At 59.7% G+C, this 19718-nt stretch carries 17 protein-coding genes and 1 pseudogene; 9 read left to right on the top strand and 9 right to left on the bottom strand.

Annotated elements, in window-relative coordinates:
- Window positions 1-3: 3 nt before the first annotated feature.
- Together AB1E33_RS04570 and AB1E33_RS04565 are read right to left on the bottom strand one after the other, a co-directional pair.
- Window positions 4-936 carry a carbohydrate ABC transporter permease gene (locus AB1E33_RS04570; protein ID WP_372576081.1) on the bottom strand — a complete coding sequence of 311 codons (933 nt, stop codon included), beginning with the start codon at window positions 934-936 and terminating at the stop codon, window positions 4-6.
- A gap of 103 nt (window positions 937-1039) precedes the next feature.
- Window positions 1040-2296: an ABC transporter substrate-binding protein gene (locus tag AB1E33_RS04565; protein ID WP_372576080.1), complete on the bottom strand. Its 1257-nt coding sequence runs from the start codon at window positions 2294-2296 to the stop codon at window positions 1040-1042.
- Between the two features lie 138 nt (window positions 2297-2434).
- Here AB1E33_RS04565 and AB1E33_RS04560 point away from each other — a divergent pair, with 138 nt between their 5' ends.
- A complete protein-coding gene (locus AB1E33_RS04560) occupies window positions 2435-3229 on the top strand; it encodes an IclR family transcriptional regulator (RefSeq protein ID WP_372576079.1) in 795 nt (264 codons plus the stop codon).
- Window positions 3226-4284 (top strand): ABC transporter ATP-binding protein, encoded by a 1059-nt coding sequence (locus AB1E33_RS04555; RefSeq protein ID WP_372576078.1) that lies wholly within the window; start codon window positions 3226-3228, stop codon window positions 4282-4284. The genes AB1E33_RS04560 and AB1E33_RS04555 overlap by 4 nt, the downstream gene beginning before the upstream one ends.
- Window positions 4285-4382: 98 nt before the next feature.
- On the opposite strand, the gene AB1E33_RS04550 is transcribed toward AB1E33_RS04555, so the two are convergent.
- Window positions 4383-4601, bottom strand: coding sequence for a GDCCVxC domain-containing (seleno)protein (locus AB1E33_RS04550; protein ID WP_372576077.1), 219 nt, complete (start codon window positions 4599-4601; stop codon window positions 4383-4385).
- Window positions 4602-4970: 369 nt separating this feature from the next.
- On the opposite strand from AB1E33_RS04550, the gene AB1E33_RS04545 reads away from it, so the two are divergent.
- Entirely contained in the window at window positions 4971-5369 is a 399-nt protein-coding gene (locus tag AB1E33_RS04545) for a MerR family transcriptional regulator (RefSeq protein ID WP_372576076.1), read from the top strand.
- Window positions 5370-5465: 96 nt separating this feature from the next.
- Here AB1E33_RS04545 and AB1E33_RS04540 read toward each other — a convergent pair whose 3' ends face one another.
- The 4 genes and pseudogenes from AB1E33_RS04540 to AB1E33_RS04525 form a co-directional block, all read right to left on the bottom strand.
- On the bottom strand, window positions 5466-6572 hold the full coding sequence (locus AB1E33_RS04540; RefSeq protein WP_372576075.1) for a saccharopine dehydrogenase family protein: 1107 nt from the start codon (window positions 6570-6572) through the stop codon (window positions 5466-5468).
- Between the two features lie 116 nt (window positions 6573-6688).
- Window positions 6689-7117 carry an Lrp/AsnC family transcriptional regulator gene (locus AB1E33_RS04535; RefSeq protein WP_372576074.1) on the bottom strand — a complete coding sequence of 143 codons (429 nt, stop codon included), beginning with the start codon at window positions 7115-7117 and terminating at the stop codon, window positions 6689-6691.
- 275 nt (window positions 7118-7392) lie between these two features.
- Window positions 7393-7743: pseudogene (locus AB1E33_RS04530) on the bottom strand (DDE-type integrase/transposase/recombinase); the annotation flags it as partial.
- Between the two features lie 126 nt (window positions 7744-7869).
- Window positions 7870-8514 (bottom strand): hypothetical protein, encoded by a 645-nt coding sequence (locus AB1E33_RS04525; protein WP_372576073.1) that lies wholly within the window; start codon window positions 8512-8514, stop codon window positions 7870-7872.
- 295 nt (window positions 8515-8809) lie between these two features.
- Here AB1E33_RS04525 and AB1E33_RS04520 point away from each other — a divergent pair, with 295 nt between their 5' ends.
- Together AB1E33_RS04520 and AB1E33_RS04515 are read left to right on the top strand one after the other, a co-directional pair.
- Window positions 8810-10993 (top strand): dehydrogenase E1 component subunit alpha/beta, encoded by a 2184-nt coding sequence (locus AB1E33_RS04520; protein WP_372576072.1) that lies wholly within the window; start codon window positions 8810-8812, stop codon window positions 10991-10993.
- On the top strand, window positions 10990-12021 hold the full coding sequence (locus AB1E33_RS04515) for an ACP S-malonyltransferase (protein ID WP_372576071.1): 1032 nt from the start codon (window positions 10990-10992) through the stop codon (window positions 12019-12021). Before AB1E33_RS04520 ends, AB1E33_RS04515 begins: the two co-directional genes overlap by 4 nt.
- Before the next feature lie 26 nt (window positions 12022-12047).
- Here the strand turns inward: AB1E33_RS04515 and AB1E33_RS04510 are convergent, their stop codons facing one another.
- Window positions 12048-13082 (bottom strand): LacI family DNA-binding transcriptional regulator, encoded by a 1035-nt coding sequence (locus AB1E33_RS04510; protein WP_372576070.1) that lies wholly within the window; start codon window positions 13080-13082, stop codon window positions 12048-12050.
- A gap of 80 nt (window positions 13083-13162) precedes the next feature.
- On the opposite strand from AB1E33_RS04510, the gene AB1E33_RS04505 reads away from it, so the two are divergent.
- The gene (locus AB1E33_RS04505) at window positions 13163-14344 is read left to right on the top strand and encodes a phytanoyl-CoA dioxygenase family protein (protein ID WP_372576069.1); all 1182 of its coding nucleotides are present in this window, start codon (window positions 13163-13165) and stop codon (window positions 14342-14344) included.
- Between the two features lie 26 nt (window positions 14345-14370).
- Here the strand turns inward: AB1E33_RS04505 and AB1E33_RS04500 are convergent, their stop codons facing one another.
- Window positions 14371-16530, bottom strand: a complete 2160-nt coding sequence (locus tag AB1E33_RS04500; protein WP_372576068.1) for a heparinase II/III domain-containing protein — start codon at window positions 16528-16530, stop codon at window positions 14371-14373.
- A 30-nt stretch (window positions 16531-16560) separates the two neighbouring features.
- Between AB1E33_RS04500 and AB1E33_RS04495 the strand changes: the two genes are divergently transcribed.
- From AB1E33_RS04495 to AB1E33_RS04485, 3 genes are all read left to right on the top strand, one after another.
- Window positions 16561-17574, top strand: coding sequence for a type 2 periplasmic-binding domain-containing protein (locus tag AB1E33_RS04495; RefSeq protein WP_372576067.1), 1014 nt, complete (start codon window positions 16561-16563; stop codon window positions 17572-17574).
- A 75-nt stretch (window positions 17575-17649) separates the two neighbouring features.
- The gene (locus AB1E33_RS04490; RefSeq protein ID WP_372576066.1) at window positions 17650-18282 is read left to right on the top strand and encodes a TRAP transporter small permease subunit; all 633 of its coding nucleotides are present in this window, start codon (window positions 17650-17652) and stop codon (window positions 18280-18282) included.
- Between the two features lie 12 nt (window positions 18283-18294).
- Window positions 18295-19695 carry a TRAP transporter large permease gene (locus AB1E33_RS04485; protein ID WP_372576065.1) on the top strand — a complete coding sequence of 467 codons (1401 nt, stop codon included), beginning with the start codon at window positions 18295-18297 and terminating at the stop codon, window positions 19693-19695.
- Window positions 19696-19718 lie beyond the last annotated feature (23 nt).

The raw sequence follows: 19718 nt of genomic DNA, 5'->3' as shown, positions 1-19718 counted from the left end.
GGCTCAATGTCCCTTCTCTTCGCGGTACATCGACCACAGGAAGTAGGTGATGAAACACAACATGATCAAGAACAGCACCACTGCGATGGCCGCGCCATAACCCATCCGGAAGCCGTATTCGGACAGCGCCACTTCGAACATGTAATAGGCCAACACGCGGGACGACCCAAACGGACCACCCTGGGTCATGACAGAAATCAGGTCAAAGGACCTGAGCGCGCCGATAATTGTCACCACAAAGGCGATGAAGGTGGCGGGCCGCAATTGCGGCAGCACAATATACCACAGCATCTTGGCGCCTTTTGCGCCATCCAGCCGCCCGGCCTCGATCTGCTCGGGGTCGACGGCGTTCAGACCTGTGAGATAGAGGATCATGCAATAGGCGGTCTGCGGCCAGAGCCCGGCCGCGATGATGCCATAAGTAACCAGATGTTCGTTGCCCAGCACGTTGATCGGCCCCATGCCGAACACACCGAGGAACTGGTTCAGCAACCCGAAGGTCGGATCGTAGAACCAGGTGAACACCAGACCGACCACAACCTGACTGATCACGAAGGGGAAGAAGAAAAGCGATTTATACAGCCTGATGCCGAACACCGTCTGGTTCAGTAACAACGCGATGAAAAGACCCGCGGGAATCGCCAGCAGATAGAGGACCAGCCAGATCAGGTTGTTCTTGAGCGAGGTATAAAACGCATCGCGATCGACCCATTCATAATACAGGTCCTCGTAATTGCGCATGCCGATAAACTCTGCCTGCCCCAGCCCGTCCCATTCATAAAGCGACAGGTTGAAAGACTGGAAAACCGGGGCGATCACATAAACGACAAAGAACAATATGCCCGGCGCCAGAAACAACCAGGGTGCAATGGCTTGCTGATTGCGGTGGAACCAGCTTTCGGGTTCGGAATCAATGATTTCGGTCGAGGCGGTCATGGCGGCCATCTCTTTCAGACTGAAGGGCGCGCGGCGGTGGGAACAAGCCCCGCTCCGCCACGATCTCAAGCGTCAGGTGGGGGTCACCCCCACCCGCATCTTGTTATTTGTAGATACGCCCGCGGGCGCGCTCCAGCTTGGCCAGAACCTTGTCGAGGCTATCGGGTTTGACCATAAATTCCTGGAAGCCTTCCATCGACACTTTGGCCATTTCCGCCGGTGCGTCGCGGTCCCAGAACTGAGCAACACCGCCCGGGCTGTTTTCGCTCAGCATGACAAAGCCCTTTTGCAGAAACTTGTCGTCATCCACGGCGGATTTCGAGTTCACGGGCAGTTGTCCGAGGTTCTTGCCATTGTTGATGATGGTCTGTTCCTCGGGCGAGGCGACGAAGCGCAGAAACTCCCGCGCTGCTTCCTTGTTCTTGGCGGCGGAGGGAATGTGGAACGTATCGGTCGGCGCATCTTCGGCCATTTCAACATCAGGGTTGATCGAGACGAACTGATAGAAGTCCAGCTGATCGTCGGTCAGGCCCGCATCCCGCAGGGGTGCCACAGCAAAGTTGCCCATCAGATAGGCCGCCGCTTCGCCATTGACCATAAACGGCAGCGCTTCCTGCCAGCTATAGGTCTGGTGGTTGTCGATAAACGCGCCCATGTCGATCAGCTCTTTCCAGTTCGCGAAAGTCTGCTTGACCCGGTCGTCTTCCCAGCTGATTTCGCCATTGGCCAGCTGATTGTGGAAGTCATAGCCGTTAGTGCGCATGTTGAGATAGTCGAACCAGCCACCGGCGGTCCACAAGAACTTGGTGCCGATCGTATAGCAGGCGCGGCCCGATGCGACGATCTTCTCGCAATTGGCCTTTTCCTCGTCCCAGGTCGTCGGCGCGCTCAGGCCCAGCTCGTCAAAGATATCTTTGCGGTAGTAGACGCCCCACTGGTAGTAAGTATAAGGCACGCCCCACTGCTTGCCGTCGATCGTCATCGCACCCTTGGTCGATTTCAGATCATCCTCGAACATCGGCTCTGCCCACAGGTCCGACACATCCTCAAACAGACCGGCATCAACATAAGGCTTCATCCGGTTCGCGGCATACCAGGTCGCCACATCCGGCGCGTTGGCCGTCAGGAAGTTGCGGATTTGGGTCTTGTACGCTTCGCGGTCGATCACCGTGATCTCGATATTCAGATCAGGGTTCTTCTCGCCAAAGCGTCCGATCATGGCTTCCATCGTCGCGCGCGGCGCGGGGTTCGACGTATCGAGAAAGATCGACAGATCGCCGCTGACCTGCGCCGAGGCCGGCGCCGATAATGCCGTGCAGGCGGCAAGAGCGGCCAAAGTCCGCTTGGTCATGGAATGCATGGTTTCCTCCCTGTAGCTTCCATTTGGTTCCATTATTTGAAACCGTGTTTTACATATTGAAAACTACACATCACTTCGGCTAGGCTTGTCAACAATAATCCTGCAGGAGAGCAGGACAACGGGAGGAGACGTCACCCAATGTCAGGGGACGGAACAGTCGGAAAAGCATGTGATGTGCTGGACCTGGTCGCAGGGTTCAATCGCCCTGTGCGCTTTGGCGAATTGCTGGATCACAGCCCTTTCCCCAAAGCCACGCTCTACCGTTTTCTGCAGACCCTCACGAATCAGGGCATGCTCAGCTACGATTCCGACCGGCAGTCTTACTCGCTGGGAATCAGGTTGGTGCGGCTGGCCCATGCCGCCTGGACCCATAGCTCACTGGCACCCGTCGCGCGGCCACATCTGGATGCGCTCAGCCGCGAACTGGGCGAAACCGTACATCTGGCCCAGCTCGATGCAAGCCAGGTGCTATATGTCGACAAGCGAAATGCCGATGACCCGGTCGAGATGTATTCGCAGGCCGGCAAGGTCGGTCCAGCCTATTGCACCGGTGTCGGCAAGGCGATGCTGGCCTTTCTGACCGACGAAGCGTTGGACCGCGCGATCCAGCAGCAGAGTTTTCACCGCTTCACTCCGCACACGCTGGGGTCTGAGGCGGAACTGCGCTTCGAACTAAAAGCGATTCGCACTCGCGGCTATGCTTTCGACCGCGAAGAGCACGAGCCCGGCATCATCTGCATCGCAGCCCCCATCCTTACCCCGGGCGGGCGCATGCTGGGCGCCATGTCGATCACCGGACCAACCAGTCGGACCAATCTGAATACACTCGAAAACTGGGCCCCGCGGGTGCGGCAAGCCGCTGATGACATTGGGCGCGAGGCACAGGCCTGGCGCTTTCCGGAAACACTTCACAAAGAGGCGATGGCGACATGACAGGTGTGACGCTGGAGGGTGCAATCAAGCGCTACGGACAAACTCAGGTGATCCATGGAGTCGATCTGCAGATCGAAGATGGCGAGTTCTGCGTCTTCGTCGGCCCCTCGGGCTGCGGCAAATCCACCTTGCTGCGGATGATCGCAGGGCTCGAGGAAACCTCGGGCGGAAAGATCAATATCGGTCAACGCGACGTGACCCATTTGGACCCGGCCAAGCGCGGAGTGGCAATGGTGTTCCAGACCTACGCGCTTTATCCGCACATGACGGTTGCCGAAAACATGGGCTTCGGTCTCAAAATGAACGGTGTCGCCAAGGCTGAGATCGACAGGAAGGTGCAGGAAGCCTCGGACATCCTGAAGCTCGGCCCCTATCTGAAACGCAAACCCAAGGCGATGTCGGGCGGTCAGCGCCAGAGGGTCGCCATTGGCCGTGCCATCGTGCGCGGACCCGACGTCTTCCTGTTTGACGAACCGCTGTCGAATTTGGACGCCGAATTGCGGGTCGAGATGCGGGTAGAAATCGCCCGTCTGCACAAGGAAATCGGCGCCACGATGATCTACGTGACCCACGATCAGGTCGAGGCCATGACCATGGCAGACAAGATCGTTGTGCTGCGCGACGGACGTATCGAGCAGGTCGGCGCACCGCTAGAGCTCTACCGCAACCCCGATAACCGCTTTGTGGCGGGCTTCATCGGCTCGCCCTCCATGAACTTCCTCGATTGCGACGTGGTCGATGGCAAGTTGACACATCCGGCGCTGTCAGCCCCGCTTGAGTCGCCCGCGCCGATCCCGGCCGGGGCCAGCAAGGTCACTCTGGGCCTGCGCCCCGAACATATCGGGTTGGACCGCAGCGGTGATGGGCTGTCGGTGGACCTGACCGAGGCGCTTGGTGGCGTTTCCTACGTCTATCTCACCGCGTCCAATGGCGACAAGCTGATCGTCGAGGAACGCGACGACGAACGCAGCACGGAAGGCAGCCGCGTCAGCCTGACCCTGCGCCCCGACCGCGCGATGATCTTCGACACCGAAAGCGGCGCACGCCTGCGCTGACCTGTGTATCGGCGGTCTGCCAAATTAACGCTTGGAGAAGACCGCCTTTCGCATTCAGGCTTGCAATTCCTGCTGCGCGGACAAAGTCGTCGATCAGATTATCCACAACAGCTATCGCCCAACTGATTTGGCGGACACGGCAGGGTTGCATAGGAGCAAAAGATGCAGCAGTCACCTTTCAGAGGTTTCAGCGCTTTGCTGCACGACTTGCCTTCATAGAACCACTGGCAAGAATCGGTGGGCATTTCTTCGGTTTCGCTGCGCCCGCAATTCGGGCATATCAACGTGCTTTCAAGAAATACGAATTGCTCTGTCATCGTCTCACATCTGCATGATTACCCAAGCCAATCCGGTCATTGCTGTACCTCCGACAAGCCACCATACCAGCCGTGCCGGTAAGATACCAATCACGACACCGCAACCAGCACTATTGAGATTGCTGGAACGTGGTAGCTTGCTGCCGCAAATCTTCCGAAGATCGCCAGCCAACTGCCGCCCAACCCAAGCGACATCATCGACATACGCAAGACACAGCACGAGGCGGCCCCAAGGGCTGACAGCGATCCCAAAAAACTGAGGCTGACATATTTCTGTATTGCGCTCCTCCACTGGTCATCACGTTGCATCGATAACCGTGACGCTTATAACTTCTGTAGTGGCTACAGGATCATAAAGGAAAACGTGACGTGATTGCGATTGGAGAGGCCTCAAGGCAAAGCGGGGTCGGGATTGAAACCATCCGATACTATGAGCGCGAAGGAATCGTGCCAAAGCCGAAGCGGGCGGCCAACAATCGGCGCCTGTACACCGTTCATGACGTTGGCAGGCTTCTCTTCCTGAAGAAGTGTCGTGATTTGGGTTTCCCGCTTGCAGACGCCAAGACACTTTTGAACTTGTCTGAGGGGGGCGGTGAAGATTGCCAATCCGTGGTGAAACTCGCTGAACTTCATATCGCCAATGTGCGCGATAAGATTGCAGAGCTTAGACGTTTGGAAGCCGTCCTGAGAGAACTCACTGCGAACTGTGACAGCGGAAATGTTTCTTGCCCGATGCTTTCCCAACTGCGAACTGCACAAGGTCAATAAGAACTCGACGCAGAAATCTGACTGTCTCTGCCGAATGAAAATTTTCCTGCTACGCCTCTCATTATACGACAGCTTCGAACAACGGCGTCTACCCCTTCACGCTGCCGCGTTTTGACGTGTCACGTCCCCGGCCCGGTATAGCTGGCCAAATTCGGTCTGCAGGAAGGCCTCCAGCGGCACCTGTTCCTGCCGGATAAAGCCTGTATGTGGCAATTGCCCGGTGCGCATCAGGTCGACCACGCCCAGAACCCCGGCGGCGGTGGTGACCTGTATCGCGCTCCACATCCGCCCGTCGATCTCGCGGGCGAAGGATTTGTTGATATAGCTCTGCTCGCGCAGCTGTCCGTCCTTCAGCCCCTTGGCAGTGCAATAGACCAGTACCACATCCTGATCGGTACGCGGCAGGGCGGCCTCAAAGATTTCTTTTAACAGATCGCGGCGCCGCTCCAGCCCCAGATCATTGAGCAGCAGTTTCAGGATATCGCGATGCCCCGGATAGCGGATCGAGCGATAGGACACCGCCCGCGCCCGCCTCTCCAGCGTCTCGGGCAGGGTGCCCAGCCCCCCGGAGGTGTTGAAACACTCATATTCCACTCCGTCATGGCCCAGTAGTTCGTAATCTTCCAGCGGAGCGGTCTTGACCCGCGCACCATTCACGATGGCGTCGCAGGGATTGCAATATTCGTTGATCAACCCGTCCGTCGACCAAGTCAGGTTGTATTTCAGCGCGTTGGTCGGGAAGAGCGGCAGCGCGCCCACCCGCATATGCAGACTGTCCAGCTCATCGAACTCCGCCGCCAGCGCCGCGCCCGCGATGCCCACGAAGCCGGGCGCCAGACCGCATTGCGGCATAAACGCCGTCTGGCCACCCCGCGCCAGATCACGCACCACCTGGGTTGCGGCGACATCTTCAGTCAGGTCGAAATAGTGTGCGCCTGCCTGCTGCGCCGCCCCGGCAATCACCGGGGTCAGGAAAAACGGGGCCGCCGAGATCACCGCGTCGAAGCCCTGCAGTGCCTCGGCCAGTCCCTTTGGGTCATCGGCATTGATCTGCATGGTCGGAAGCCCGGCCCGGTTCAACGTTCCTAATGCCGCCAGGTCGCGATCGGCCACCGTGACCGAATAGTTGCGCGACCCGTTCAGAAGCGTAGCGATCATCCGACCGATCTTGCCCGCTCCAACGATGCAGATGTTCCAACGCATGACATGCCTCCGATCTCTCGCTTACGAGTGTGAGGCAAAATCTGTTCGGTTTGCAGAGTACAGAGTGTCGGTATGACTCAAGCAACCGTCATAACGACGACAATCCCGCCATTTCGTCAAGACCGGTCAATCTTTCGCCCAAACACCACCGAAGTATTGGTCCGTTGAACGCCCGGAATACGCGCCAATTCGTCAACCAGGACATCCAGGTCCTCGATCCGGGGTGCCTCGGCCGAGAGCAGCAGGTCGAACTCGCCATTGATCGACAGGCACAGTTTGATCTCCGGGTAGGCCTCCAGCCGCCTGATAATGCGCGTGGTTTCCTGCTGCTGAACCTCGAGCATAACGATAACCTGCACCTTGCCGCTCTCATTCGGGTCGCGTAGCACGACCGAGTACCCGGCGATCACGCCGCGCGCCTCCATCTTTGTGACCCGCTCATGCACGGTAGTACGCGCCACGCCAAGCTGTCCGGCAATCGCGGTGGTCGATTGTCGAGCATTGTGGCTTAGGGCGGCGATGATCTTGCGGTCGAGTGTGTCCATCCGTCCTGCATAACGGCGCCCGAGTTCAAGGCAAAGCGACTTGTGGCATCTATGACGGCATTGCGAGCTTACCGGACCCTCACTGCAACTAACCTAATGGCCGCTTTCGGATAATGCGCTCAGGCTGGTGGATGTGGCGTTCATGGTGGGCGCCTCCTAAAGAGCAAGCCTGAAGGCCTCGCCGCTTATATCGCGGTGAAGGCGGCCTATTGGGCCTTCATGCTGACCGATGGTCCGTTGCGGATGCTGGTGCTGCTGCACCTCAACACGCTGGGCCACTCAGCAAGGGCAGTGGCACGGTTCAGCTTGAAATTAGGTCCAGTTGAGAAGGTGCGTTCCCGATAAAAGTGATTGTAGACGGATGCGTGAACGGCGGCGAATTTCTGTAAGCTTTGCATGCGCTTGAAACGCAACAACGCCCTCTACCGTCGTCGAAACGGCAAATGTGAATTCTCTGCCCTATTGTCCAGCCAGCGACCTGTTTCTTGCCTGTGCACTGCCCTGATCTCCTTCAGCGCCGCTCCATGCGAACGCAGCCGGTCGGTGACAATAAAATCTGGTCGACCATGTTTACGCGTGGCTTTCTTTGAGAAATTCAAGGCGACCTTCTTATCGCGCGTGTTCGTGCCGCAGGTCTTCCACATTGCGAATTGGATCAGGTTTGGTCATGTCCAGACGCTAAAAATCCGCCCTGTCGGCTCAAGCCGATTTGATCTGACAATGCCTCTTTGGCTCTGCCAAGTGCCAGGCACTCAGTTTTGCTGGTTTGCCAGTCGCTCAAAGGGGTCGGTCTTGAATTTCTCCGGAAGTTCTTCTGGCTCCTCAAAATCAGGAAGGTATAAGCCGGCTGTCCACCTCTCCGGCAATTTTTCTACGATCTCGGAGAGCTTTTTGCTGGCAACTGCAGCGCGTCGCCGGATGCGTTCCGCACCGTCCGGATCGCGTTCACGCAATCCTAGGTATCGATTGCGCACCCAGTCCTGGGCTCGGTCGGGACCGAACGAAAAGTAGAGCACAAATCCGATCAGAACGGCAATCAGGAACAGAAACACCACGACGCCTGGCTGCAAGACGAGAAGCACCAGCAAAAGCAGAACAGACAGTATTCTTGTTGCGTCCGGGCGTTTGAGGAATGATCTAACGAGCTGGTGGGCCCGTCGAACCGGCAGTGTTTTCAAAACAATCTGGCGGATTTGCTGCGCTTGCTCCTCAAATTCCGGAACCACTTCTTCGGCTTGCGCAGGCCCTGCACTGCTTCCAACTGCCCGGGCTGTGTTTAGGTCAATTGCCGACCTTATGTTTTCGAGCACCGGGTCAATCGGTTCAGACCCAGTGGAGCCATCGTTTTTGAGTTCTGAAGTTGTCGAGCTCTGATTCAATTCAGCTTCGTTCGGCATCCTGCATTTCCAGACATTTTGAACAGACCAATACTGAGCTTCCAACTAATGGTCGCCAAAAAACTGCGCGCCAATTGCAATAGTTTAACACCGCGCGGATCGATATCTTGTCCAGAATAAGACCAAATGCGGCGGAATTATGGTGCTGGGTTGTTAACGGAATGGATGAACGCTTTGGGGTCATTGCTGCTTTCCATTCCATTTCCTCATAGGTGCATTCCACAAGATCGGTTTTGATCCGCCACCCACGCTCCTATGCTGGCGGGAACAGGGCGAGTGATAACAAGGGTTGGGCATGGACCGCGCCGATATCGTCGATCAGGGTTTTCGCACGCGACTGGCCTCGGGCGACCTGCCCAAGGGCAAACCGGCGCAGGGGCCGCTTTCCGACAGCGAGGCGGTGGCGATCTTTCGCGCCCAATGCCTCAGCCGCAATCTCGACCGCCGCTCGCGCAAGATGCAGGCCGAGGGGCAGGGCTATTACACCATCGGCTCGTCCGGGCATGAGGGCATGGCCGCCGTCGCCGCCGCGCTGCGGCCCGACGACATGGCGTTTCTGCACTACCGCGACGGCGCATTTCAGTGCATGCGAAGCCAGCAGGTGCCCGGTGTCACGCCCACCTGGGACATGCTGCTCAGCTTTGCCACCGCGATGGATGATCCGATCAGCGGCGGTCGACACAAGGTGCTGGGCTCGCGCCCGCTGTTGATCCCGCCACAGACCTCGACCATCGCCAGCCACCTGCCCAAAGCGGTTGGCGCGGCCTATTCGATCGGTCTTGCCAAACGCCATCCGCCCGAACACCGGATACTGGTAGAGGACAGTCTGGTGATGTGTTCCTTCGGCGACGCCTCGGCCAACCATTCCACCGCGCAAGGTGCCTTCAACACCGCCGGCTGGACATCTTACCAGTCGACCCCCCTGCCGCTGCTGTTCGTGTGCGAAGACAATGGAATCGGCATCTCGACTCGCACCCCGCGCGGCTGGGTTGCGGCGAATTTCGCGCAACGCCCAGGGCTAAAATACTTCCATGCCGACGGGCTCGACCTCTATGACACCTACCGCGTGGCGCTTGAGGCCGCCGAGTATACCCGCCGCCAGCGCAAGCCCGCTTTCCTGCATCTGGGACTGGTGCGGCTTTATGGCCATGCCGGTTCGGACCTGCAGCAAGCCTATCTGCCCAAACAGGTTTTCGAAGGCTGGGAGGGCGACGACCCCCTGCTACACTCCGCCCGCCTGCTGATCCAGCGCGGCATCCTGACCGCTGACGAGGTGTTGGCAATCTACCAGCAAGCCGAAGACCAATGCTCCCGCGTCGCCGCGCAGGTCATCACCCGCCCCCGCTTGCAAACAGCGGAACAGGTGATGGCTTCGCTCATCCCGCCGTCGCGCGCCTGCTCGCCCAGCAACGGCCCATCCGAGGAGGCGCGGCAAGCGGCCTTCGGTTCGGATCACAAACAGCTTCAGACACCCCAGACCATGAACAAGCTCATCAACTGGGCGCTCACCGATCTGATGCTGGACCATGATGAGATCGTCGTGATGGGTGAGGATGTGGGCGCCAAGGGCGGTGTCTATGGCGTTACTCAAAAGCTAATCGACCGGTTCGGCCCGGACCGTATGATCGACTCGCTGCTGGACGAGCAATCTATCCTCGGCCTCGCCATCGGCATGGCCCATAACGGCTTTGTTCCTATCCCCGAGATCCAGTTCCTCGCCTACCTGCACAATGCCGAGGACCAGCTGCGCGGTGAGGCCGCTACCCTGCCCTTTTTCTCGCAAGGGCAGTTTACCAACCCGATGGTGATCCGCATCGCGGGCCTCGGCTATCAAAAGGGCTTTGGCGGCCATTTCCACAATGACAACTCGCTGGCGGTGCTGCGAGATATTCCGGGGCTGATCGTCGCCTGCCCCTCGCGCGGGGATGACGCGGCCATGATGATGCGCGAATGCGTCCGGCTAGCGCGCGAGGAACAGCGCGTGGTGGTGATGGTGGAACCCATCGCGCTTTACCCGATGCGAGATCTGATGGAGGCCAAGGATAGCGGCTGGCTGGCGCGCTACCCTGCCCCCGACCGCCGTATCACATTGGGCGACGTGGGCGTTGAGGGCGACGGACCGCTGGTGATCCTGACCTATGGCAATGGCCGCTACCTCAGCACCCAGGCCGCCGCCGACCTCGCAGCTCAGGGGATCGAGACCCGTGTGATTGACCTGCGCTGGATCGCGCCACTGCCGGTCGCGGGCATTCTCGAGGCACTTGAGGGCGCGCAGAAGGTGCTGATCGTTGATGAATGCCGCAGCACCGGTAGCCTGTCCGAGGCGCTGATGGCAATGCTGCAGGAACAGACCGCCCTGCCCCATGCCCGCCTCACCGCTTTTGACAGTTTCATCGCCACCGGCCCCGCCTATGCGGCCACCATGCCCTCGCGCGCCAGCATCACCGAGGCCGCGCGCAGCCTGTGGAGCGCGCCATGAAACAGACCGCCATCGTCGTCGCGCCAGGCCGCGGCACCTATAACCGCGAAGAACTTGGCTATCTCGCGCGTCACCATGGCGACAAGGCAGCGCTGATCGAAGATTACGACGACTATCGCCGCAGGCAGGGCCAGACGCCAATTTCCGAGCTGGATGGCGCTGCGGGGTTCTCAGGCGCAGTGCATACACGCGGCGACAACGCCTCGCCCCTGATCCTGTCCTGCGCTTACAGCGATTTCCTTTCCATTGACCGCGACCAGTTCGAGATCCTCGGCGTCACCGGAAACTCCATGGGCTGGTATATCGCGCTGACCTGCGCGGGCGCGCTGAACCCGCTCAACGGGCTGCAGGTGGTCAACACGATGGGCACGCTGATGCAGGAGCAGATGATCGGCGGGCAGCTGATCTACCCCTTCATGGATGCCAACTGGCAGGTGATCCCTGGCGCGCGCGAAAACACGCGCGCCAAAGTGGCTCAGATCGCCACCCGCCCCGATCACGCACTTGACCTGTCCATTGATCTGGGTGGAATGCTGGTGCTGGCCGGCAACGCCGCCGGTCTCGCCGCCTTTGAGGCAGAGATGCCTCGGCTGCAGGACCGTTTCCCGATGCGCCTGCCCAACCATGCCGGGTTCCACACCGCTCTGCAGGCACCGGTCGCCGCCCTTGGCCAGTGCAAGCTGGGCCAGAGTCTTTTCGACCAACCGCAGCTTCCCCTGATCGATGGGCGCGGCGCGATCTGGATGCCCAAGTCCAGCGAGCTGACCGCGCTGCGCGACTACACGCTAGGCCATCAGGTAACCGAGACCTACGACTTCACTACCGCCATCCGAACCGCCGCGCGTGAGTTCATGCCGGACGTGTTCATCATCCTGGGCCCTGGCGCAACGCTTGGCGGGGCCGTGGCTCAAAGCCTGATCCTGTCGCACTGGCGCAACTGGTGCAGCAAGGCGAGTGTCCAGACCTCGGAACCCACGCGCCTCCTTTCAATGGGTCGCGCCGACCAGCGGGACCGGGTACTCGGATAAGCGCTTCTTTAGGTGAATGCGCATTACTAAACTGCCCGCGATGGCTTCGGGATATTTTCCGGTGTCACTACCTGAATAGCGGTGATGTGGCTTTCCACCGGGTCCGAGGCAAGTTTGTGAAACACTAAAAAAGCGTTGAATGCGTTTTTCAGATCCAATGGCAAATCGTGATGCAGAATGAAATCCAGCCTCTGGTCCGCGATCAGGTCCCGATTTTCTTTGTCGAGATCATGGGCCACAAAAACACCCGGCCTTATCCTGTTATCCTGAAGTGTATTCAGGATCGATCGATTTCCGCCTCCCATCGAATAAACCGCACGCAAATCGAGGATGCCACCAATTGCATCTTCTAGGATCTTGGACGTTTCGAAACTGACACCGCTACCGCCGTGGATTCCGACAACCTGCAGCTTCGGGCAGTGACGCGCCAGCGCTTCGACAAAGGCAGACTCGCGCTCTTCTTCTCCCAGAAAACGTTCATGGCTGCGGGTGGCCAAGACCGTCCCGGCGACATCGCCGATAGTCCGTGCCACAAGGAAGGCGGCAGTGCGCCCGGCCCCTTTGTTATCCAGCCCCACATAGGTCAGGCGATCAGTACCACCAATGTCCGTAACAAGTGTCACAACCGGGATCTTGGCGGCGGACAACGTGTTCACGACCTCCCTGATTTCTGGTGTGTCCCGCGCCTTGAGGCACACTCCGTGGCTGCCACGTTTCAAGATGCGCAATAGCGCAGCGACGACCACATCTTCATCCATGATCTCCTGGAGCATGAACCGTGGCCGGCAGACCGCCGTGCCGATCTGCGGCAGGATCGCTTCAGCAGCTGCCTTCACCTCGCGACTGAAGCGCGCGGGCGCTTCGACAACGAAATCAAAGAACAGGCGCCTGCCGCGGGCCGCAAGCTGGACCTCCTGCGCTGCCAGTTCCTCCATCGCGGTGAGCACACGCAACCGGGTCTGCGGGCTGACATTTGCCCTGTTATTCAGGACCCGATCGACTGTGGCTGTCCCCAACGCGGCTTGGCGGGCAATTTCTTTGATCGGAAAGCGATGAGTCATTTGATGTGTTTTTGATGTGTTTTAAAGCCCAACACAATGCCCGTTCCCCAGATAATGGCCCCCAAAGAGGAGGAACTTCCATGACAGCCATCGCCGAGACCAACGCTGCCTACTACGATCCCGATGCCTGTGACCTAAAGGAATTTACCGCTTTCATTGACCAGAGCACTCGCCCTGGTCAGGTGCCGCATGCCGCAGCCGTCGAAAAGAACATACCCATCTATGACATGAAAACCCTGCGCCCGGCTCTCGAAGATGAGGCGGCCCGCCTGACGATCATGGCAGAGTGGGCGCAAGTCCTGCGTAGAGGGGCCGGTGTCGTTGCTCTCAAAGGGACTTATTCGGACACGGAGGTGCTGGATGACGCAACCCGCATCTACGAACAGATCATCATCGAAGAAAAGCAGCGTACCGGGGGGGGCAGCGATCATTTCGCGGCGTCAGGCGCCAACGACCGGATCTGGAATTCCCTGCAGAAGCTGTGCGAAGCCTCGCCCGAGGTCTTCTTGAACTACTTTGCCAACACGGCCATCGCAGCCGTCTGCGAGGCATGGCTGGGGCCGAACTATCAGATGACGGCACAGGTGAACCTCGTCCATCCCGGGGGCGCGGCTCAGCAGGCCCATCGCGATTATCATCTGGGTTTCCAATCCGCCGATGTCAGCGCGTCCTATCCGGCGCATGTCCATGATGTTTCACCGATCTTGACCCTGCAGGGAGCCGTTGCGCATTGCGACATGCCTCTGGAAAGTGGTCCCACGAAACTGCTGCCTTTCTCGCAAGCCTATCGTCCGGGCTACGCAGCATGGCGTAGGGACGATTTCAGGGCCTTGTTTGAAGAGCGTTATGTGCAGTTGCCACTTGCCAAGGGAGATACTGTATTCTTCAACCCTGCCCTGTTTCATGCCGCAGGGGCGAATACCAGCCAGGACATACACCGCTTTGCCAACCTTTTGCAGGTCTCATCGGCATTCGGTCGCGCGATGGAGACGATTGACCGGGACAAAATGTGCAAGTTGCTCTATCCGCACGCAGCCAAGGCCAAGGCGGAGGGCAAACTGCATCCGGCAGACTTATCCGCCGCGATTGCAGCAACGGCTGAGGGCTACTCTTTCCCGACAAATCTTGACCGGGATCCGCCGACAAACGGGCTTGCGCCCGAGACTCAGGCGGCCTTTTTCACGCGCGCCCTGTCCGAGCGTATGAGCACGGAGGATTTTGGAAAGCATCTTGATCGCATCAACAATTTGCGAAAGGCCTAGCGGGCAGGAGCAGGCATCCGGTCTTCTCACTCACCGCCACGCAGGGTGGGATTGATGAGCGTCGCCGCCAGCCGCCAGTCGTCAAGCGGTCTCAGCTGCGACACATCGAATTCGGCACGCGCCGGATCGCTCAGGATCAGGACGGTGATCCGGAGTGGGGTCTGGTTTTGGGCATCCCTCGCGATCATCAGCCGCTGAAGGTCAGTATTGGCGTTCTGCGCATCGCAATCGGCGTCATATGCCGTGTCGCAGGGATTAGCTGAGCGCAGTTCGAACCGGGCCCCTTCAGGTGACAGGATACGCGCCGTCATCTCTTGACCATCCTGCTTCAGCACCGCCTGCGCACCGTCCAGACTGACCTCAGCTTCGGTATGCATGGTCCATGTCACTGCCCCGGCAACCTCGCCGGAGATCTCATCCTGTATCAGCACCGACGCATCATTTATCAGCGCCACGCCGCGCCGAACCGAGCCTGATTCCGCCCCATAAGGGTTGGACAGATCGGCAATGGCGAAGGTGAAGCCAGGGACTTGCGCAAAATCCTCGACAAAGGCGCGGCCCATCACCTGCTGATTGGCCCCGCCAAAGGCCAGCGTGTTCTGGCCAATGGTCGCGGTCCGGTAATAGTCGAACCGCTTCGAAGTGAAGTAGCCCGGCAGGTCGTAATTCCCCAACCCCAGATCAACCGCCCACCGCACCCCTTTCGCATCAATCACAAACGTGCCCGCATCGAGGTTGTTGTGATGGCTTTGCAGCGGCCCGGCCTTGAACCCCACATAGGTTGCGTCGGCGTCATTCCAGGCCGAGCGCATGGCGACCAGACCCCGGCCCCCGAACCACAACGCTTTCGGTTCGCGAACTTGCGGGCTGACACCCGCGCCATAACGCCAGAGCAGGTTGAGCGCGGGATGGGACGAACCCGGCGCGCCGGTCTTGCTCCAGTCGTAATCGGGCCGTCCGAATCGGTGCGACAGCCATGGCAACACCACCGGATCGGTCGCCGTGTCACTGTCCCCATAGTTGAACAGCAGGCCGGTGGGGCCGGTCATATGAATCAGGTAGTCGCCGAAACCCGGCAGGCCAGCGGCCTCGGACAGGTCGAAATCATGGCCCAAAACGCTGTCTAGCGCGGTGACGAGAATCGCGGTGTCGCGCGCCGACAGGGCACCATACATCGGGCCTTCGGGCCATGCACCGTCGGGCGCAAATAGCGCCAGCCCGTTTCGCAGCGACAGCTGCGCGCTTTCGATCACACGCGCAGCCAAATCCGGCTCGGCCCCCGAGACCGCCAACGCCGCGACGATCAACCCGGTGTTACATACGATGTTCCAGTTGAACGAGGCGACTGGCCAGCTGATATCCGCCGTTGCGGTCCCGTCGGGCAATGTGTCGGGCACCTTGACCGGCGGCAACCAGTCATGCGGCCGAACCCAGCCGGTATCGAAATACTGCCGGTCCTTGTCAAAGATGGCTATACCCGGCTTCAGTGCCTTGTCGACAAGCGCTGTGCGGATGATCTCGTGGTCCTGCGCCTCAAGCACGCCGCTCAGCCAGCTATATCCCAGTGCCACTGCCAGTGTGATCCGTGTCAGGCCCAGAAAATGCGCAGGGTACCAGCTGTCTATCTGTGCAAGTCCCAGCAACTCCTGCCTGCCGCGCGCGGCATAGCGCGCCTCTTCAGTCACCCGCCAGGCCATGGCGATCGTCGTCAGACGTTCGACCGCCTCCTCGCTCAGCCCGTGCAGCGCGCTTGGATCGCCCTTGTAGTCGGTGCGGAACTCTTCGGCGATCGTCGGTTCGTTCAGATAGGCCCGCGCTGCTGCAATCAGTACCTCATGATCCTGCGCAATTGCGGGATCGGTCTGGCGCAGCGCCTTTAGCCGCGCCAGCACCTCGTCAGTGAGTATTATCTGCGGAACAATGACGCCATTTCCGGGCGTCGAACTCTGAGACACGGTCTGGGCCCGTAGACGCGATGCCGCTCCTGCAACCGACAGCACATGTATCACGACCAAGAAAGCGATCAAACAGGTGCGAGACATCGGGGGTTCCTTGCTTTGAGCGTCAAAAATACCGGCGGAGGACACCCCGTCAATGCTCCTGCGGATTTCCGCAGGGATCGGCACGCGGAACGCGCGGATTCCTTCATTGCCAAGCCGGAATGTAAAGGCGATGCTTCGTGCCATCGCATTCCAGCGCTTCTGGGAGGAACCATCATGCGCAATTATCTCACCGGGACGGCTGTTGCCGCCCTGACCCTTGCCTTTGCAGGCGAAGCTCTGGCCACCGAGTGGAATGTCTCGCTCTGGGGCAAACGGCGGGCCTTTACCGAGCATGTCGAGAAACTGGCCGAACTGGTCAATGAAAAAACCGGCGGCGAGTTCACGCTGAATATCAGCTATGGCGGGCTGTCCAAAAACAAGGAAAACCTCGACGGGATTGAGATCGGCGCGTTTGAGATGGCGCAGTTCTGTGCCGGATATCACCGCGACAAGAACCCCTCGATCACTGTTCTGGAGTTGCCCTTTCTGGGCGTGAACTCGCTGGAGCAAGAGATCGAGCTGTCGATGGCGGTCTATCAGCATCCCGCTACGGTCGAGGATCTGGGTCGCTGGAACGCGACGCTGCTGATGCCTTCACCCCTGCCGCAATACAATCTGGTCGGTGTCGGTGACGCCCCGGCTTCGCTGGCGGATTTCGAAGGGCTGAACGTGCGGGCCACCGGCGGTATCGGCAAGGCGATGGAAACCGTCGGCGCGGTGCCGACCTCGATGTCGGCCACCGAAGTGCGGCAGGCTATGGATAGCGGTGTTATCAAGGCTGTGGCCTTTGCGCCGCACGCGCATATGTCCTTCGGCACGATTGAAAACGGCGCCTGGTGGACCTCGAACCTGAACCCCGGCACGGTGAACTGCCCGGTGGTGGTAAATACCGACGCGCTGAATGACCTGTCGGATGAACACCGCGAAGCGCTGTTGGGTTCGGTCGAGGAATCTCTGGCCTATTACGTTGACAACTACAACTCGAACACGATGACCGCCTGGGGTCCGGCGTTGGAAGAACGCGGGATCGCGCAGGTGACCTTCTCGGACGGTGACATCGAAGCGTTCAAGGCAGCCGCGGCCGCTCCCGCCGCCGCGGCCTGGATTGAGGAAAACAACGCCCGCGGCCTGCCCGCGCAGGAGCTGTATGACCTCGTGACCGGCATGATTGCGCAGGACAACAGCTAAGCCCGCCACCCCGCGCCCCTCAGCCAGGCGCGGGGCTGTGCCCAGCCAATACTTCAAATGGAAGGAGCGTCCGCCATGGCCGGTTCATCTCTGGTGCTTTCCGATGACAGTCTGCTCAGCCGGGTGGATCAGCGCCTGTACCGTCTTGAGGGGGTGCTGGCCCTGCTCAGCGGTCTGGCGGTGTTTTCGCTGATGCTGCTGGCCGTGGTCTCGGTTGGCGGGCGCAACCTGTTAAACCAGCCGCTGCCGGGCTATGTGGACTGGATCGAACAGGCGATGCCGCTGATTGCGTTCATGGGGATTTCTTACACCCAGCGCGATGGTGGCCATATCCGCATGGACATGATCGTCGGCAAGCTGCGCGGGCGCACGCTGTATCTGGTCGAGTTCATCACCACGCTGGCGATCCTGATTCTGATGGCGCTGCTGGTCTGGGGCAGCTGGGCGCATTTCGCCCGCAGCTTCGATTTCGGCGCGCCCCTATGGAGCCGCGACAGCTCGATGGATATTGCGCTGCCGATCTGGCCCGCCAAGCTGCTGGCGCCGGTGGCGTTTGGGGTGCTCTGCCTGCGGTTGGTGCTGCAACTGATCGCCTATGGCCGGGCGTTCCGCGACAACGAACCCAGACCGGTGGCAGTGCCGCTGGTCGCCGATGCCGCGACGCAAGCCGCGATGGAGGCCGAGCATGTCTCGGCCCACGATAAATAGGGATAGCTGAGCATGGAACCGATTGAAATTGGCCTGATCGTTTCAGGCGGCATGCTGGTGCTGGTCGTGCTGGGAATGCGGGTGGCCTTTGCTGCCGGGCTTGCAGGGCTAGTCGGCCTGATCTGGATCTTCTGGGCCAAGTTTGACTACGACCCCGGACGCTTTGGCAAGGCGGTCACCGTTGCGGTCAAGACCGCAGGCCAGGTCCCGCATTCCAAGATCTCGTCTCAGGCGCTGTCGCTGATCCCGACCTTCATCCTGATCGGATATCTGGCCTATTACGCAGGCCTGACCAAGGCGCTGTTCGAGGCCGCCAAACGCTGGCTGGCCTGGGTACCGGGAGGGTTGGCCGTGTCCACCGTCTTTGCCACCGCAGGCTTTGCGGCAGTGTCCGGCGCCTCGGTCGCGACCTCCGCAGTTTTTGCGCGTATCGCCATTCCGGAGATGCTGAAGATCGGCTATGACAAGCGCTTTGCCGCAGGTGTCGTAGCCGCAGGCGGTACACTCGCCTCGCTGATCCCACCCTCGGCTATTCTGGTGATTTACGCGATCATCGTCGAACAGGATGTGGGCAAACTGCTGCTGGCGGGCTTCATCCCCGGCGCGTTTTCGGCTGTGATCTACGGGCTGCTGATCATCGGCATGGCGCTGATGATCAAAGGCTTCGGCCCGCCGGTCTCGGGCTTTACCTGGCGCGAGCGGTTTGTGTCGCTGCCCCCGGCGCTGCCCATCCTCTTTGTTGTCGTGACCATCATCTTCTTTGTCTACAACCCCTTTGGCGGCGATGCCTGGGGGACCCCCACCGAGGGCGGTGCTATCGGCGCCTTCGTGGTGTTCCTGATGGCGCTCTATCGCGGCATGCGGTGGGCCGAGTTGAAGGACGCGCTGCTGGAAACCGCCAAGCTCAGCGTGATGATCTTCACAATCATCTGGGGCGTGCTGATCTATGTGCGCTTCCTGGGTTTTGCCGATCTACCGGGCGCGTTCTCCGACTGGATCACCTCGCTGACCATGTCTCCAATGCTGATCCTGGTCTGCATCCTGCTGGCCTATGCGGTGCTGGGCATGTTCATGGACGCCATCGGCATGCTGCTCTTGACCCTGCCCGTGGTCTATCCGGCGGTGATGGCATTGAACGGCGGCGAGGCTGTGTCAGCGGTGGACAGCACCTTCGGCATGAGCGGGCCGATGTGCGCGATCTGGTTCGGGATACTGGTGGTGAAAATGGCCGAGTTCTGCCTGATCACCCCGCCGATCGGGCTCAACTGCTTTGTGGTGGCAGGCGTACGCGACGATCTGAGCGTGCAGGACGTGTTCAAGGGCGTAACCCCCTTCTTCATCGCCGACGCGATCACAATCGCCCTGCTGGTGTCCTTCCCGGCCATCGTGCTGTGGCTGCCCAGCCAGGTGTGAGGAGAAACAGGGTCTTTTTTGGT

It is taken from the genome of Ruegeria hyattellae (assembly GCF_041537925.1).
Classification (GTDB): Bacteria; Pseudomonadota; Alphaproteobacteria; order Rhodobacterales; family Rhodobacteraceae; genus Ruegeria_C.
Note: the sequence above shows the minus strand (reverse complement) of the source record. Positions and strands in the feature narration are given on the sequence as shown.

Bases quoted from the DNA above. Each gene is read 5' to 3' on its own strand.
- AB1E33_RS04570 (WP_372576081.1), bottom strand. From the start codon at position 936: ATGACCGCCTCGACCGAAATCATTGATTCCGAACCCGAAAGCTGGTTC.
- AB1E33_RS04565 (WP_372576080.1), bottom strand. From the start codon at position 2,296: ATGCATTCCATGACCAAGCGGACTTTGGCCGCTCTTGCCGCCTGCACG.
- AB1E33_RS04560 (WP_372576079.1), top strand. From the start codon at position 2,435: ATGTCAGGGGACGGAACAGTCGGAAAAGCATGTGATGTGCTGGACCTG.
- AB1E33_RS04555 (WP_372576078.1), top strand. From the start codon at position 3,226: ATGACAGGTGTGACGCTGGAGGGTGCAATCAAGCGCTACGGACAAACT.
- AB1E33_RS04550 (WP_372576077.1), bottom strand. From the start codon at position 4,601: ATGACAGAGCAATTCGTATTTCTTGAAAGCACGTTGATATGCCCGAAT.
- AB1E33_RS04540 (WP_372576075.1), bottom strand. From the start codon at position 6,572: ATGCGTTGGAACATCTGCATCGTTGGAGCGGGCAAGATCGGTCGGATG.
- AB1E33_RS04535 (WP_372576074.1), bottom strand. From the start codon at position 7,117: ATGGACACACTCGACCGCAAGATCATCGCCGCCCTAAGCCACAATGCT.
- AB1E33_RS04525 (WP_372576073.1), bottom strand. From the start codon at position 8,514: ATGCCGAACGAAGCTGAATTGAATCAGAGCTCGACAACTTCAGAACTC.
- AB1E33_RS04520 (WP_372576072.1), top strand. From the start codon at position 8,810: ATGGACCGCGCCGATATCGTCGATCAGGGTTTTCGCACGCGACTGGCC.
- AB1E33_RS04515 (WP_372576071.1), top strand. From the start codon at position 10,990: ATGAAACAGACCGCCATCGTCGTCGCGCCAGGCCGCGGCACCTATAAC.
- AB1E33_RS04510 (WP_372576070.1), bottom strand. From the start codon at position 13,082: ATGACTCATCGCTTTCCGATCAAAGAAATTGCCCGCCAAGCCGCGTTG.
- AB1E33_RS04505 (WP_372576069.1), top strand. From the start codon at position 13,163: ATGACAGCCATCGCCGAGACCAACGCTGCCTACTACGATCCCGATGCC.
- AB1E33_RS04500 (WP_372576068.1), bottom strand. From the start codon at position 16,530: ATGGCACGAAGCATCGCCTTTACATTCCGGCTTGGCAATGAAGGAATC.
- AB1E33_RS04495 (WP_372576067.1), top strand. From the start codon at position 16,561: ATGCGCAATTATCTCACCGGGACGGCTGTTGCCGCCCTGACCCTTGCC.
- AB1E33_RS04490 (WP_372576066.1), top strand. From the start codon at position 17,650: ATGGCCGGTTCATCTCTGGTGCTTTCCGATGACAGTCTGCTCAGCCGG.
- AB1E33_RS04485 (WP_372576065.1), top strand. From the start codon at position 18,295: ATGGAACCGATTGAAATTGGCCTGATCGTTTCAGGCGGCATGCTGGTG.